Genomic DNA, 13,345 nt, shown 5'->3' with positions numbered 1-13,345 from the left:
ACCCTCGATTGTAGAAACCCGCGTTTGGGCGCCGTTTGGGCGTGGCTTCGATAATGGGGGACTGCCCCTGATACGGATTGCGCCATGACCGACACGCCGACGATTTCCCCCCTCAACCCGCTGGCCCCGCTGCGGCTTACCAGCTTTTCGCACGGCGGCGGATGCGGCTGCAAGATCGCGCCCGGCGTGCTGTCCGAAATCTTGAAGAACAGCGGCGGCGGCCTGATTCCGCCCGAGCTGATGGTGGGCATCGAAACCGCCGACGATGCGGCCGTGTACCGCCTGAACGACAAGCAGGCGCTGATCGCGACCACCGACTTCTTCATGCCCATCGTGGACGACCCGTACGAGTTCGGCCGCATTGCCGCCACCAACGCCATCAGCGACGTCTACGCGATGGGCGGCAAGCCGATCATGGCGTTGGCACTGTTGGCGATGCCCGTCAACCAGCTGCCGGTGGAAGTCATCGGCGACATCGTGCGTGGCGGGCAGGACGTGTGCCGCGCGGCCGGCATTCCGATTGCGGGCGGCCACACCATCGATTCGGTCGAACCGATCTACGGGCTCGTGGTGATGGGCCTGGTCGACCCGGCCTACGTCAAGCGCAATGCCGAGGCGCGTGCGGGCGACGTGCTGGTGCTCGGTAAGCCGCTGGGCGTGGGCGTGCTCTCGGCCGCGCTCAAGAAAGAAAAGCTTTCGCTCGTGGGCTACCGGCAGCTCATCGAGAACACCACGCGGCTCAACACCCCGGGCATTGCGCTGGCCACGATGCCGGGTGTGCATGCGCTCACCGACGTCACCGGCTTCGGCCTGGCCGGCCATGCGCTGGAGCTCGCGCGCGGCGCCAGGCTCACGGCCACCATCGACTGGCCCCGCGTGCCGCTGCTGGAAGGCGTGGCCGCCATGGCGGCGGATGGTTTCGTGACCGGTGCCTCGGGCCGCAACTGGGCCGGCTACGGTACAGACATCGAGCTTGCGGACGGCCTCCCCGCCACGGCCCAGGCGCTGCTGAGCGACCCGCAGACCTCGGGCGGTCTGCTCGTGAGCTGCGCTGCCGATTCGGCCGACGCCGTGCTACAGGTGTTCCGGAGCGAAGGCTTCGCCCATGCCGCCGTGGTCGGCCGCATGGAACAGGGCCCGGCGCGCCTGCGCGTGTTGCCTTGACGGCCGCACGGATGCCGCCGCAAGTCCCGGGTTGGGGCCAGAATGCTGCCAAGGGGAAACGCTGCAAGACTCCGGCAGCGAACAACGAGGGTCGCATGATGCGCACAACGGTTCTTTTCATCTCGGTCTTTGCTGCCGCGGCCATGGGCATGGCCGCGTATGCCGCGGACGTGGTTCGCTGCACCGACGCGAGTGGCGGCATCGTCTACACGGACGGCCAGTGCCCCGCCGGGACCAAGCTCTCGCGCCAGGTGCCCATTTCCGAGCCGCTGGCGGTGGTGCCGCCCGCTTCGTCTGAAGAAGCGCGCCGCCCGGCCTACACGCCGCCGCCGCCAAGCGCGGCGTTGCCGCAGCCCCCTGTCAGCAACGTGCCGCAAGGCCCCGCCATCATTCCGCGCAACGTCGAAGAGCGGCGCGTGGCTCCCGAGCCGCCGCCGGTGTACAGCTGGGGGCCGGATCCGTACTACGACGGCGGCCGCCCGGTCATTCGCCCGCGGCCTCCGCGCCCGCAGGATCCGGGCCCGCCGCCGGGCCAGCGCCCCTGCCAGAACCTGGCGGGCATCAAGCGCAGCAACTGCTGAGCCGACTCAGCCGATGCAACTTCGCCCCTGGACCGTGTACTGCGACGGCAGCGCCATGCCGAACCCCGGCCGCATGGGCGCCGGCGCCGTCATCACCGAGCCCGACGGCACCCGCCATACCTTGTCGGCGGCCAGCCATGCCATCGGCTGCAACAACGAGGCCGAGCTGAGGGCGCTGACCCTCGCACTGGAGGAACTGAAGGCAAGGGGCGCGACCGCGGTGCTGGCCTATACCGACAACAGCATCCTCGTCGAGCAGCTCGGCGGGTCCGGCGCCAGGCCGATCGCGCGCATGGCCGGCTTGTTCGAAGACGCCCGTGCGCTGCTCGGCTCGTTCGAGGAGGCTAGCCTGCGCTGGGTACCGCGGCACCGCAACCACGAGGCCGATGCGCTCGCGCGCGCCTCGCTGGGGTTTGCGCCCAAGGCGCCCGCCAAGGCAACAAAGAAGCGGCGTTAAGCTGCGCGGTTCAGTTTTTCAGATAGATACCCGTTTATTCCATGACCGAAGCCAACTCCCTTCCGCCTCTTCCGCCTCTTCCGCCTCCTCCGCCTCTCCCCGACCACCTGTCCACCGACCCGCGCAGCCCGCACCACGTCGCGGCCGTTTTCGAGCACGACATCGGCATCCGCTTCAACGACAAGGAGCGCCTCGACGTCGAGGAATACTGCATCAGCGAAGGCTGGATCAAGGTGCCCGCGGGCAAGACGGTGGACCGCAAGGGCAAGCCGCTCCTGATCAAGCTCAAGGGCAGGGTCGAGGCGTTCTACCGCTAGCGTGGGCGTCCGGCGCATGCGCAAGTCCACTACCGGGCCGGTGAGCCGCTTCGGCGGGAACGCGTGAGCACCAGGCTCACGCATCCGTCGTCCGTACTGGCGCTTGCGTTTCTCACGGTCATCGGCCTGGGCACGGCGCTGCTGATGCTGCCCGGTTCTCGCGTGGCGGGCGAGAGCGCGCCCTGGTTGACGGCGCTCTTCACCGCCACATCGGCCGTGTGCGTGACGGGGCTCGTCGTCGTCGATACCGGCACCTACTGGTCCGGCTTCGGGCAATCCGTGATACTGGGTTTGTTCCAGGTCGGGGGCTTCGGCATGATGACCTCCGCCACGCTGCTCGGCTTGCTCGTCAACAGCCAGATGCGCCTGCGATCGCGTTTGCTGCTGCAGGCGGAAACCCACTCGCTGGGCCTGGGCGACGTCAGGAGCGTGGCGAAACTGGTTCTCATCGTGACCGTCGTGGTCGAGGCCTCTGCCGCGCTGGTTCTCGCTGCCCGATTCGCCTTCGGCCACGACATGGGCTGGCGCGAAGCGCTGTGGCAGGGCGTCTTTCACTCGGTGTCGGCTTTCAACAATGCCGGGTTTTCCACCTGGAACGACAACGTGGTGCGCTTCGTGCACGACGCGTGGGTTCTGGGCCCGCTGATGTTCGCCATCGTGGTCGGTGGCCTCGGCTTTCCGGTGCTGCACGAGGTCATCGGCCTGCGCCGGCGCCGGCAGGTCAAATCGATGCACACCGTGCTCACTGTCTGGGGCACGGTCTTCCTGATCGTTGCGGGCACGGTGGCGCTTCTGCTGGCCGAGTGGGAAAACAAGGCGACGCTCGGCGCCCTCGATTGGCCCACCCGGTTGCTTGCGGCGGCATTCACATCGGTTTCGGCGCGCACGGCCGGCTTCAATGCGATCGACATCGGTGCGCTCACCGTGGAGTCGCTGAACCTGCACTACCTGCTGATGTTCATCGGCGGCGGCAGCGCCGGAACGGCGGGGGGCGTCAAGGTGACGACATTCTTCGTGCTGCTGCTGGTCGTCTGGAACGAGATTCGCGGGCACCAGGACGTCGAGTTCCAGGGGCGGCGGATTTCCACCGCCGTCCAGCGCCAGGCGCTGTCCATTCTGGTGCTGAGCGCAGGCGCCATCGTGCTGGCCACCCTGACCCTCGTGCCCATGACCTCGCTGCCGTACGAGAAGGTGCTGTTCGAGGTCATTTCCGCTTTTGCCACCGTCGGTCTGTCGACCGGCATTACCGCCGAATTGCCGCCGGCGGGCCAGTTCGTTCTGGTCCTGCTGATGTTTGCGGGGCGTGTAGGTGTTGTCACGCTGGCCGCCGCAATGGCGGTGAACCACACCCGGCGTGGCTATCGTTTTCCAGAGGAGAAGCCAATTGTTGGGTAGTAGAAACAACGCAGACAGCGTGGTCGTGATCGGGCTCGGCAGGTTCGGCTCCGGCGTGGCGCGCGCCCTGGCGGAACTGGGGCACGACGTGCTGGCCATCGATACCGACGCCGAGGCGGTGCAGGCGCATGCCGGCGTGCTCGGCCATGTGGTGCAGGCCGACGCCACGGACCTGGAGTCGCTCAAGCAACTCGGCGTGAACGAGTTCCAGCACGCTGTGGTCAGCATCGGCCAGAACCTCGAGGCGAGCGTTCTCACCATATTGAACCTGAGCCAGATGGGCAACAAGGACATCTGGGCCAAGGCCAACAGCCAGCAGCACGGCCGCATCGCCGAGCGGGTGGGCGCCCATCACGTGGTGTACCCCGAGGCTGACATGGGCCGGCGCGTCGCGCACCTGGTCACGGGCAAGATGATCGATTTCATCGAATTCGAAGACGGGTTCGCGATTGCAAAGACCAGGGCGCCAAGCGAAACCCATGGCAAGCCGCTCTCCGGATCTGCGGTGCGCACCAAGCACGGCGTCACGGTCGTGGGCATCAAGCGCCGGCACGAAGACTTCATCTATGCCAAGGAGAACACCGTCGTGAAACCCGGCGACCTTCTGATCGTGGCCGGGCCGACGGAGGCTGTGGAGCGGTTTGCCGCGCGTGTTTGAGGTCGGGGCAATCGACGCGCCTAGGAGGGCGCAGCAGGAGCAAGGTCATGCACACACCGCTTCGCGCCGTACGCGGCGACATCACCAAGCTGCAGGTCGACGCCATCGTCAATGCGGCGAATTCATCGCTGTTGGGCGGAGGCGGTGTCGACGGCGCCATTCATCGCGCAGCGGGGCCCGAGCTTCTGCATGAGTGCCGCCTGCTGGCGGGCTGCAAGACGGGCGACGCCAAGCTGACCAAGGGCTACCGGCTGCCGGCGCGGTTCATCATCCACACCGTGGGGCCGGTCTGGCGCGGGGGCTCGAACGGCGAGCCGGAACTGCTTGCATCGTGCTACCGAAGGTCCATGGAAATCGCCGGCCAGCACGGCGTCCGGACCATCGCGTTTCCGTCGATCAGCACGGGCATCTACGGCTATCCGATCGAACTCGCGGCACCCCTTGCGGTGGCCGCGGTCCGGTCGGCACTGGCGGAGAGTGCCAGCGTGGAGGAGGTCACGTTCTGCTGCTTCTCGGACGCGGACCTCGCGGTGTACGAAGCGGCACTTGCGGCGGCGGGGCCTGCATAAGGCAGGCCCGCTGCGCCTTACTTCGCCTTACTTCACCGCCTCCACCTTCACCCGCGCATTCGGCGTTTCACCGAACATCTCGGGCGCATACATCGCTTCGACGCGGCTCGGCGGCAGCGCAAAGTCGCCCACGTTGTTGAGGCGGACGGTGTACTCCATCTTCACCACGCCCTTGGGCAGGTACTCGTAGTAGCTGCGGAAGGCCTCGAAGCTGCGCTCCTCGAAAGCCGGCCAGCCGGCGCCCGACTTCTTCTCGCCTTGCGTGGCGATTTGCGAGTCGCGGCCAAGGCCGCTGCCCAGGATGGTGGCGCCGCCGGGAATCGGGTCGCTGATCACCACCCAGGTCATGTCGGCGCTGGCGTTCACCTCGATGCTCACGCGCAGCACGTCGCCGCGCGTGTACTTGCCCGCGGTGGCCTGCTCGACGGGCGTGATGGTCTTCTTGAGCGCGTAGCCGGCGGCGAACGGCGCCTTCAATTGCACGGCGGCAATCGACTGCATCGTGAGCCACGGCTTGCCGGTGCCTTGCTGGGTGACCAGCAGCGTGTCGCGCACCGGCGCGCCCGAAGGCGATGCCGCCCACGGCAGGAACATGGTGTTGTTCTTCAGGTTGCCCGGTGACGCGGGCGCGCCGAAGAAGGTGCTCTGGTTCGGTGCGCCGGCCGCATCGGAGGTCTTCACGCGATCGACCTTGCTCCAGTCGACCTGCGCCTTGGCTGCGCCGAGCGTGGCGGCGGTGATGCCGGCCACCGGCGTGCTTTCGAACACCTTGGAGAACTTCTCGAGCGCGAGCCCGCCCCACAGGTTGGCGGTGGTGGTGTGCCAGGCGCCGTTCTGCTGGCGGCCGATGAAGCCGTTGGCGAGCTTGCCGATGTCGTCCTTCCACGCCGGGTCGTCCATCACGCTGAGCAGCAGCCGCGCGGTGTTGACGTCGCCGTTGGTCATGAGCCACCACCAGTAGTCGTCCCGCTCGGTGCTGAAGACGAGCTTGGTGCCCTGGTAGGACAGGCGCGCCTTCAGCACGTTGTTGGCTTCGTCCAGCCGCTGCTGGCGCTGCGGCACGTCGGGCATGCGCTTGAGGATGTTGAGCCAGTCGATCACGGCGCTGGTGGGCCACTGGCTCGGCGCAATGGTGATGCTGCCGAGCATGCTGGCCTTTGCGCTGCCGTAGCGCGACAGCGCCTCGAGCGCGGCGAGCTTGCGTACGTCCAGGTCCTTGCGCGGGCTCCAGAACTCGCGCTGGATGCGGCCTTCCACAAAAGCGATGAGGCCCGACTCCATGGGCGCGCGCACGTCGTCGGCCAGCGCGAAGGCCGGGTTCAGCGCGGCGGCCTCGTGCGTTGCCGCAAGCAGGTACGAGGTGAGGATGTCGCTGCCGCGGTTGGCTTCGCCGTCGCGTGGTGGAAAGTAGTTGGCCAGGCCGTCGCTGTCCAGGTAGGTTGGCAGCTGGGCCAGCACGCCTTGCCACATCTTTGCGTCGCGCAGGCCCACCGACTTGCTGGTCTTCTGCTCGAGGCAGATGAAGGGGTAGTTCGCGAACCAGTCGCGCACGCCCGGCAGGCCTTCGGCAAGCTTGGGCTGCAGGGCGAGCTTGAGGCCGCCGCGGCCCGGCAGGGCATCGGCCGGCGGCGCCACGTCGATGGTGAAGGGGCCGTCGAGCTGCACCAGCGTGGCCTGCTGCACCGTGAGCGGCACCGAGGGCACGATGCGCTGGCGCACCTTGAGCGCGTCGCGCGCGCCGCCGAGGGTGTCCTTGGCCTCGATCTCCCACAGGATGGCCTCGGCACGCGTCTGCGCAAGCTGCGCGGGTGCGGTCACGGTCCATGCAACTTCACGCGCCTCGCCGGGCGGAATTTCCACCGTCTGCGTCTCCAGCGTGAGCAGCGTGGCGCGCGGCGTGGCTTCCACCTTCATCGGCTTTTGCGTGGTGTTGCGCAGCGTGATCTGGGCGCGGAACTGGTCGTCCTCGCGCACCAGCGGCGGCAGGCCGCTGATGATCTGCAGGTCTTGCGTGGCCTGGATGCTGGCCTGGCCGGTGCCGAAGAGGCTGGTGCCCGCATCGGCCACCGCCACGATCTTGAAGGTGGTGAGCGCGTCGTTGAGTGGCACCGTCACCACGGCCTGGCCGTTGGCGTCGAGCACCACCTTCGGGTTCCACAGCAACAGCGTGTCGAGCAGTTCGCGCGTCTGGCCCTTGCCGCCGCCGCCCCCCGCGGGCACGGCCTTGCGCCCGTAGTGGCGCCGGCCGACGATTTCCATCTGCGCGGTGGAGGTGCTCACGCCCCAGCTGCGCCGCTGCAGCATGGCGTTGAGCAGGTTCCAGCTGTCGTTGGGCATGAGCTCCAGCAACGCCTGGTCCACCGCGGCCAGGGCTACTTCGGCGCCGGCCGCAGGCTTGCCGTCGGGCAGCTTGGCGGAAATGGTGATCTGAGCCTTGCTGCGCACGGGGTAGCTGGGCTTGTCGCTGGTCACGGTCACGTCGATCTGGTGCGCGCGCGTGCCGACGCGGATCTCTGCCATGCCGAGGCGATAGGCGGGCTTGCTCAGGTCGACCATGGCGGTGGGCGCGACGTATTCCTTGCCTTCGTACCAGAAGGCCGTCCACCATTCGCGCGGCGCCTTGAAGCCCCAGGTGAAGAAGCTGTACCACGGCACTTCACGCAGGCGGCCGCGCAGGGCGAGCACGCTCACGTACGCGTTCGGCCCCCACTCGGGCTTGACCTGCAGGCTCACGGTCGGGTCCTTGCCGTTGAGCTGCACCACGTGCGTTTCGATGATGCCTTCGCGTTCCACCGACACCAGCGCGGTGGCAAAGCGGAACGGGCTGCGCACCTGGAACTTGGCGATCTCTCCGGGCTGGTAGCTCTTCTTCTCTGGCAGCACGTCGATGCGGTCGTTGTCCTCGCCTCCGAACCAGAGTTCGCCCTGCTTGGTCACGTACACCGAACTGGCGGCGCGGCTGTCGCGGCCTTCGCTGTCGGTGGCGCTGGCCACCAGTTCGACTTCACCGGCTTCCTTCAGCTCGGATTCGCACAGCAGCAGGCCGCGTGCGTCGCTCTTGCCGCTGCAGACGGTGCCGATGTCCTTGGTATCGGTCTTGTTGTCGTAGGTGTAAAAACCGCCCACCATGCGCTTGCGGCTGGTGGTGGTGATGCGCGCCACGGCGCGCACGTTGAGCGTGACGCCGGCCTGGGGCTTGCCCGAAAGATCGAGCGCCAGGGCCTGGTATTTGAGCTTCTGGCTGGTGGAAACCCAGCCTTCGGTCTTGATGCCGGCAATGACGGAGGCGGGCCACAGCGTCTGCGTGCTGCGGATGGTCTGCACCTCGCCGTTCGGGTCGGCGTAGGTGGCTTCAAGCAGCAGCTCGCGCGCGGCCTTGACCTTGGGCACCTTGTCGATGGTGACCTTGCCGGCGCCGTCCTTGTTGAGCGTGAGCGGCAGCTTGTCGGCGATCACGCGGGTGTCGCTGGCGCTGTTGATGTCTTCCTCGTCGCCTGCAGCATCGGCGGCCGGCGTGGCCGCCTGCGCGCCGTCGGCCTGCACGCGCGGCGGGCTGAAGCTGAAGGCGTCATGGTCGGCAAAGGCGAGGCTCTTGCCGCGCACCATGGCCGACACGCGCACCGGCAGGTTGGCGGCGCCGCCACCGGCCACGTAGTTGATCTGCACGTCGGCCGGCACCGCGGTCACGCTCACCAGCGGCTTCTTGTCGGCGGGCGTGATGCGGCCTTCGAGCACCGGCAGGCGGAATTCCTCGACGCGGAACTGGCCGGTGGAGAAGCTGCGGTTGTAGTCGCCGTCTTCCCCTTCGCCTTCGGAGTCGCCGTCGCCGTTGCGCAGCATGACTTCGTACACGCCGAGCTTGGCGGCCGGCGGAATGGCGAATGTGTTTTCGGCGCTCAGGCCGCCGGTCGGCGTCTTGCGCCATGCCAGCGGCTGCGTAAAGCGCTGGCCGCTGCCGGTGTGGGTTACCACCAGCGTGTCGGGCCGCTTTTCGGGCAGGCCGAAGCCCTTGCTGGTCTGGGTGCGGATCAGGTGCTTCATCGACACCGTTTCGCTGCCGCGCAGCAGCGTGCGGTCGAAGATGGTGTGGGCCACGTGGTCAGGCTCGGCCTGCAGGCTGGTGGGCACGTTGAAGCGCCAGGGCTCGATGCCGCGCTGCCAGTCGCTCCAGGTGAAAGCCAGGTCTTCGATGCCCTTCTCGTCCTTGGCGCGCGCGCTGACGAACCATGCGCCCGCGTTGTAGTCGTCCGGGCCGCTGCAGTTGGGCGCCTCGGGCGCGACGCCCGCCAGGTTGACCACGCCGTTGGCATCGGTCTTGCCCGATGCGACGGCCACGCCGCGGCAGTCGGACACGCGCACTTCGGCGTTCGGCACCACCTTGCCCTTGTCGAGCGTGGTGACCCAGGCCACGGAGTTTTCACGGCCGAGCTTGAAGTGCACGGCCAGGTTGGTGGCCAGCGCGGTGGTGCGCACATACATCGTGCGGCTGGCGCCGTAGCGCTCGTCGAGCAGCGCGTCGCCGAGCTTCTGCGACGCGATCTCGAGCACATGGAAGCCCGGCGTCAGCGGAATGCCGATGACTTCGAAAGGGCGTGGATCGCCGCTCTCGGCCTTGGGCATGTCGAGCGCCTTCACGCCGGGCTGGCCTGCAAGAAGAGACAGCATGCGGGTCTGCAGGCTGGTGCGGTCGTCCTTGTCGATGACCGGCGGCAGCGCGCCCTTGATGTCCTTGCGGGCCTGCTCGCGCGAGACGGTGTAGTTGTCGTAGCGGCGCACCTTGCGGAACCACGCAATGATCTCGGCGTCGGTCTTGGGGTTCATGTCGCTCACCTTGCCGGGCGTGAGCGCCTGCACCATGAGCGCGGGTTCCACGCGGCGCACGGTCACCGGCATCATGGCCGGCGTGCCGGGCTCGGCCAGCCGCTCGACCACGCCGAAAGGCGAGGCGGCAAACTTGGCCAGCGGGGGCATGGCGCCGGTTGCCACGTTCAGCGGAAAGCTGCCGGGCGAAGCCAGCGGCCGGCCCGAGGCGTCCTCGAACTTGGCGGGCAGCTCGACGGTGAACTTGGTGTCTTCGGCGAGCGGTGGGCCAAAGCTCGCAGAGCTGACCACGTCGTCTTCGCTGGGTGTGCCGCCGTCGTTCTCGAGCGTGGCGGCAATCGACTTTCCGCCGCCCTTGAGCTGGATTTGCGAGGCCATCTTGCGCGTGACCGGCGCATTGAACTGCAGCTGCATCGGCCGCAGCGGCAGGCAGCCGGCCTGCGCGTTCTCGCGCTCGCAGGTGAACGACACCGCGAACGGCTCGCGCACCTGGAAGCTCAGGCGGCGCTCCACGTTGTTGGCAACTCCCGAAGGCGTGGCCACGCCCTTGCCGTAGACGATCTGCACCTTGCTGCCGGGCGTGAGCGTGCGGTTGCACTGCAGCGCAATAAAGCGCAGCGGGTCTTTCGCGGCTTCCTTCTCGCGGCTGAAGGCCTTGAGCAGGCCGGCGCGCTGCTCGCCTTCGAGCAGCCTGACGGGAATGCGCTCGCCAATGCCCTCGGCCGCGCACCAGACGTTCTGGCGCACGCTTTCGACGGTGGCGGCGCCGTTGAGCTCGAGCACGAACATCTGCTGCTCGTCGATCCGCCCATAGCTGCCCGGCATGAAATTGCGCACGAACGGGCCGCCGCTATTGAATTGATAGCGCTCCGGTCCGCTCAACTCGCCGCCGCCGCTCGGCTTGAAGGTGGAAATCCGGGTGACGGTGCAGCGCACGCCGGGCGGGAGGTCGTTTTCGAAGTCGTACACCCACTGCTTGGCATCGGTCCAGCGGCCCGTTCCCTTGCCGGCCTGGGCGTCGGTGCAGCTCACGGCCAGCGGCGCGGGCGCCTTGGGGTCGCCGAAATTCACGGCGGCCTGGTCGAACTTGGCGACGATCTGCCGTACGCGCGCCACTTCGCCCTGGGGCGTCAGGCTGGTGATCTGGAGGGCATGGCCCGGGCCGGCAAAAAAGGCGCCGCCGGCCAGAAGCAGTGTTGGAATGGTTTTTTTCATTTATTCGTTTCTCCACCTTGAAGCACCGCGCAGCGTAGCCGATTTGAATGGCGGTTCGGCAGTGCCAGGAGTCATATGCCGTGGCGGTCTTCATACAATCGGAGGTGTCGTGCGTGCGCCGCGCGGACCGCCACCAAGACCTCGCCGCCGACCGATGAAACGCTACTGGGAAATAGACGCCTTGCGCGGGCTGATGCTCGTGCTGATGACCGTCACCCATTTGCCGACGCGCCTCACCGATCCGCTGGGGCAGCCGTTCGGCTTCGTTTCGGCGGCTGAAGGCTTCGTGCTGCTGTCGGCCTTTGTGGCGGGCCTGGTCTACAGCCGCATCGGCTACGTGCGCGGCGTCGATTCGATGCGCCAGGCCTTCTGGCGGCGCGTGCTCAAGGTGTATCTCTGCCAGGCGGCGATCCTGCTTTTCCTGTTCACGGTCATTGCCGCGCTCGGGCTGCACATCGACCAGCCGGCCGTGAAGAACCTGGTGTCGTACTACCTTGCGGAGCCGCGCGACGGTTTCCTGTTCGGGCTGCTGCTGGTCTACGAACCGGCGTTGCTCGACATCCTGCCGATGTACATCTTCTTCATGTTGATGAGCCCCTGGGTGCTGGCGTTTGCCATGCGGCATGGCTGGGCGCTGGTCATGGCCGTGAGCGCGACGGTGTGGGCCCTGGCCCAGTTCGGGCTCAGCGAATGGATCTACGGGTTGGCCGTGCACTACCTGCACGTTCCGGTGCCGTTCCACGAAATGGGCGCCTTCAACAGCTATGCGTGGCAGTTTCTCTGGTTCGCGGGGCTGTGCATCGGCGCGAGCCGCAACCTGCCCGATGCGCGGCCAATGCGTTTTCCGGTCTGGCTATGGGTGCCCGCGCTGGCCATTGCGGTTTATGGCTTCTGGTGGCGCCACCACGGGATCAACGGCCAGGCGCCCTTTGGCGGCGACGTGGAGCTGAACCTGCTGTTCGACAAATGGCAGCTCGGGCCGCTGCGCCTGGTCAACCTGGTGGCGCTGGGCATCCTGGCGGTGCGCTTCGGGCCGTGGTTCATGCGCAAGATTCCGCGCCTGCACTGGCTGGAGGCCATGGGCTCGGCCTCGCTGCCGGTGTTCTGTGCGCACCTCGTGGCGGTGCTGCTGGTGCTGGCCTTCTACGGCGACAGCCAGACCGCGCGGCCCTGGTGGGGCGATGGCTTGCTGCTGCTGGCGGTTTTTGCCGGCATGTATGCGGTGGCGCGATTCACGCGCGGGGCCGACGTGCCGCCGCCGGCGGACGATGTGCCGACCGAGCCTGTGCGGGCCTGAAAGCGGTCAGGGCAGGGCAGGCGCAGGTGCCGTCACAGGAACGGGCATCGGTGCCGGGGCCGGAACCGGGGTCGCCGCCGCAACAGCTCCCGGCAGCCGGGCAGCGATGATCGACTGCCAGAGCCGGTAGCCCTCGTCCGTCATGTGCAGCCTGTCGCTGCGGAACAGCTCCGGCCGCGGCCGCCCGTCGGCGCCGAGCATCGGCGTGAAGACGTCGATGTATTCGCTGTCGGGCAGCCGGTTGAGGTAGGCCGCAATCACGTTGTTGGTTTCGCGCACCAGCGGCATCAGGTGCTCGCGCGAGGGACTCGGCTTGACGGAGATGAAGCTGATGCGCGTGTTGGGCAGTTCGGCGCGCACCGTGTTGACGAAGCGCGCAAAGCTTTCGAGCACCTGCAGCGGCGTGCGGCCTTCGGCCAGGTCGTTGTCGCCGGCGTATACCAGCACCTGCCGCGGCTTGTAGCGCACCACCAGGTCGCGCGCGAACAGGCTGCAGTCGGCCATGGTCGAGCCGCCGAAGCCGCGGTTGACGACGCCCGGCACCTGGCGGAAGTCTTGCAGCAGGCTTTTCCACATGCGCACGGAAGAACTGCCCACGAACACCACGCCGCCGGGCGCCGGAAACTGCTGCTGGTCGGCGCGGAAAAAGGCCGCGAGCTCGTTGTGCCAGCGCGCCTTGGCCGCCAGGTATTCGGAAGACGTATCGACCGCCGTGCTGTCCAGCGACTCGTAGGGCAGCACGGCATTGTGGTTCTGGGCGTGCGAGGCGAGTGCCGCCGTGAGCAGCAAGGCCGCGGCCAGCGCGGTTTTCATCGAAGGCATCGGAAACAAGGCGGAACGCAGGTCAGGTGGTTTTTCAAGCACGGCCCAA

10 protein-coding genes are annotated in these 13,345 nt (G+C 67.5%); 8 read left to right on the top strand and 2 right to left on the bottom strand.

Annotated features, from left to right (window positions below; translation table 11 throughout):
• Positions 1-84 precede the first annotated feature (84 nt).
• From selD to V9L21_RS04135, 7 genes are all read left to right on the top strand, one after another.
• Entirely contained in the window at positions 85-1,164 is a 1,080-nt protein-coding gene (selD, locus tag V9L21_RS04165) for a selenide, water dikinase SelD (protein ID WP_337309410.1), read from the top strand.
• Between the two features lie 95 nt (positions 1,165-1,259).
• Entirely contained in the window at positions 1,260-1,745 is a 486-nt protein-coding gene (locus tag V9L21_RS04160; protein ID WP_337309408.1) for a hypothetical protein, read from the top strand.
• A 13-nt stretch (positions 1,746-1,758) separates the two neighbouring features.
• The gene (locus tag V9L21_RS04155; protein WP_337309406.1) at positions 1,759-2,202 is read left to right on the top strand and encodes a ribonuclease HI family protein; all 444 of its coding nucleotides are present in this window, start codon (positions 1,759-1,761) and stop codon (positions 2,200-2,202) included.
• A 41-nt stretch (positions 2,203-2,243) separates the two neighbouring features.
• Complete coding sequence (locus V9L21_RS04150) at positions 2,244-2,519, top strand: DUF3297 family protein (protein WP_337309404.1); 276 nt, start codon at positions 2,244-2,246, stop codon at positions 2,517-2,519.
• A gap of 63 nt (positions 2,520-2,582) precedes the next feature.
• Complete coding sequence (locus V9L21_RS04145; RefSeq protein ID WP_337309402.1) at positions 2,583-3,914, top strand: TrkH family potassium uptake protein; 1,332 nt, start codon at positions 2,583-2,585, stop codon at positions 3,912-3,914.
• Complete coding sequence (locus tag V9L21_RS04140) at positions 3,904-4,572, top strand: potassium channel family protein (protein ID WP_337309400.1); 669 nt, start codon at positions 3,904-3,906, stop codon at positions 4,570-4,572. The genes V9L21_RS04145 and V9L21_RS04140 overlap by 11 nt, the downstream gene beginning before the upstream one ends.
• 47 nt (positions 4,573-4,619) lie before the next feature.
• The gene (locus V9L21_RS04135) at positions 4,620-5,141 is read left to right on the top strand and encodes an O-acetyl-ADP-ribose deacetylase (RefSeq protein ID WP_337309398.1); all 522 of its coding nucleotides are present in this window, start codon (positions 4,620-4,622) and stop codon (positions 5,139-5,141) included.
• 27 nt (positions 5,142-5,168) lie between these two features.
• On the opposite strand, the gene V9L21_RS04130 is transcribed toward V9L21_RS04135, so the two are convergent.
• Positions 5,169-11,177, bottom strand: a complete 6,009-nt coding sequence (locus V9L21_RS04130) for an alpha-2-macroglobulin family protein (RefSeq protein WP_337309396.1) — start codon at positions 11,175-11,177, stop codon at positions 5,169-5,171.
• Positions 11,178-11,331: 154 nt separating this feature from the next.
• Here V9L21_RS04130 and opgC point away from each other — a divergent pair, with 154 nt between their 5' ends.
• The gene (gene opgC / locus V9L21_RS04125) at positions 11,332-12,474 is read left to right on the top strand and encodes an OpgC domain-containing protein (protein ID WP_337309394.1); all 1,143 of its coding nucleotides are present in this window, start codon (positions 11,332-11,334) and stop codon (positions 12,472-12,474) included.
• A 6-nt stretch (positions 12,475-12,480) separates the two neighbouring features.
• On the opposite strand, the gene V9L21_RS04120 is transcribed toward opgC, so the two are convergent.
• Entirely contained in the window at positions 12,481-13,287 is an 807-nt protein-coding gene (locus V9L21_RS04120; RefSeq protein WP_337309589.1) for an SGNH/GDSL hydrolase family protein, read from the bottom strand.
• Positions 13,288-13,345 lie beyond the last annotated feature (58 nt).

The sequence above is a fragment of the Variovorax sp. CCNWLW235 genome, from assembly GCF_037204085.1.
GTDB lineage: Bacteria > Pseudomonadota > Gammaproteobacteria > Burkholderiales > Burkholderiaceae_C > Variovorax.
This window is presented reverse-complemented; position numbering and strand designations above follow the sequence as displayed.

Coding starts and splice junctions, on each gene's coding strand:
- V9L21_RS04160 (WP_337309408.1), top strand. CDS start 1,260: ATGATGCGCACAACGGTTCTTTTCATCTCGGTCTTTGCTGCCGCGGCC.
- V9L21_RS04130 (WP_337309396.1), bottom strand. CDS start 11,177: ATGAAAAAAACCATTCCAACACTGCTTCTGGCCGGCGGCGCCTTTTTT.
- V9L21_RS04150 (WP_337309404.1), top strand. CDS start 2,244: ATGACCGAAGCCAACTCCCTTCCGCCTCTTCCGCCTCTTCCGCCTCCT.
- opgC (WP_337309394.1), top strand. CDS start 11,332: ATGAAACGCTACTGGGAAATAGACGCCTTGCGCGGGCTGATGCTCGTG.
- V9L21_RS04135 (WP_337309398.1), top strand. CDS start 4,620: ATGCACACACCGCTTCGCGCCGTACGCGGCGACATCACCAAGCTGCAG.
- selD (WP_337309410.1), top strand. CDS start 85: ATGACCGACACGCCGACGATTTCCCCCCTCAACCCGCTGGCCCCGCTG.
- V9L21_RS04155 (WP_337309406.1), top strand. CDS start 1,759: ATGCAACTTCGCCCCTGGACCGTGTACTGCGACGGCAGCGCCATGCCG.
- V9L21_RS04120 (WP_337309589.1), bottom strand. CDS start 13,287: ATGAAAACCGCGCTGGCCGCGGCCTTGCTGCTCACGGCGGCACTCGCC.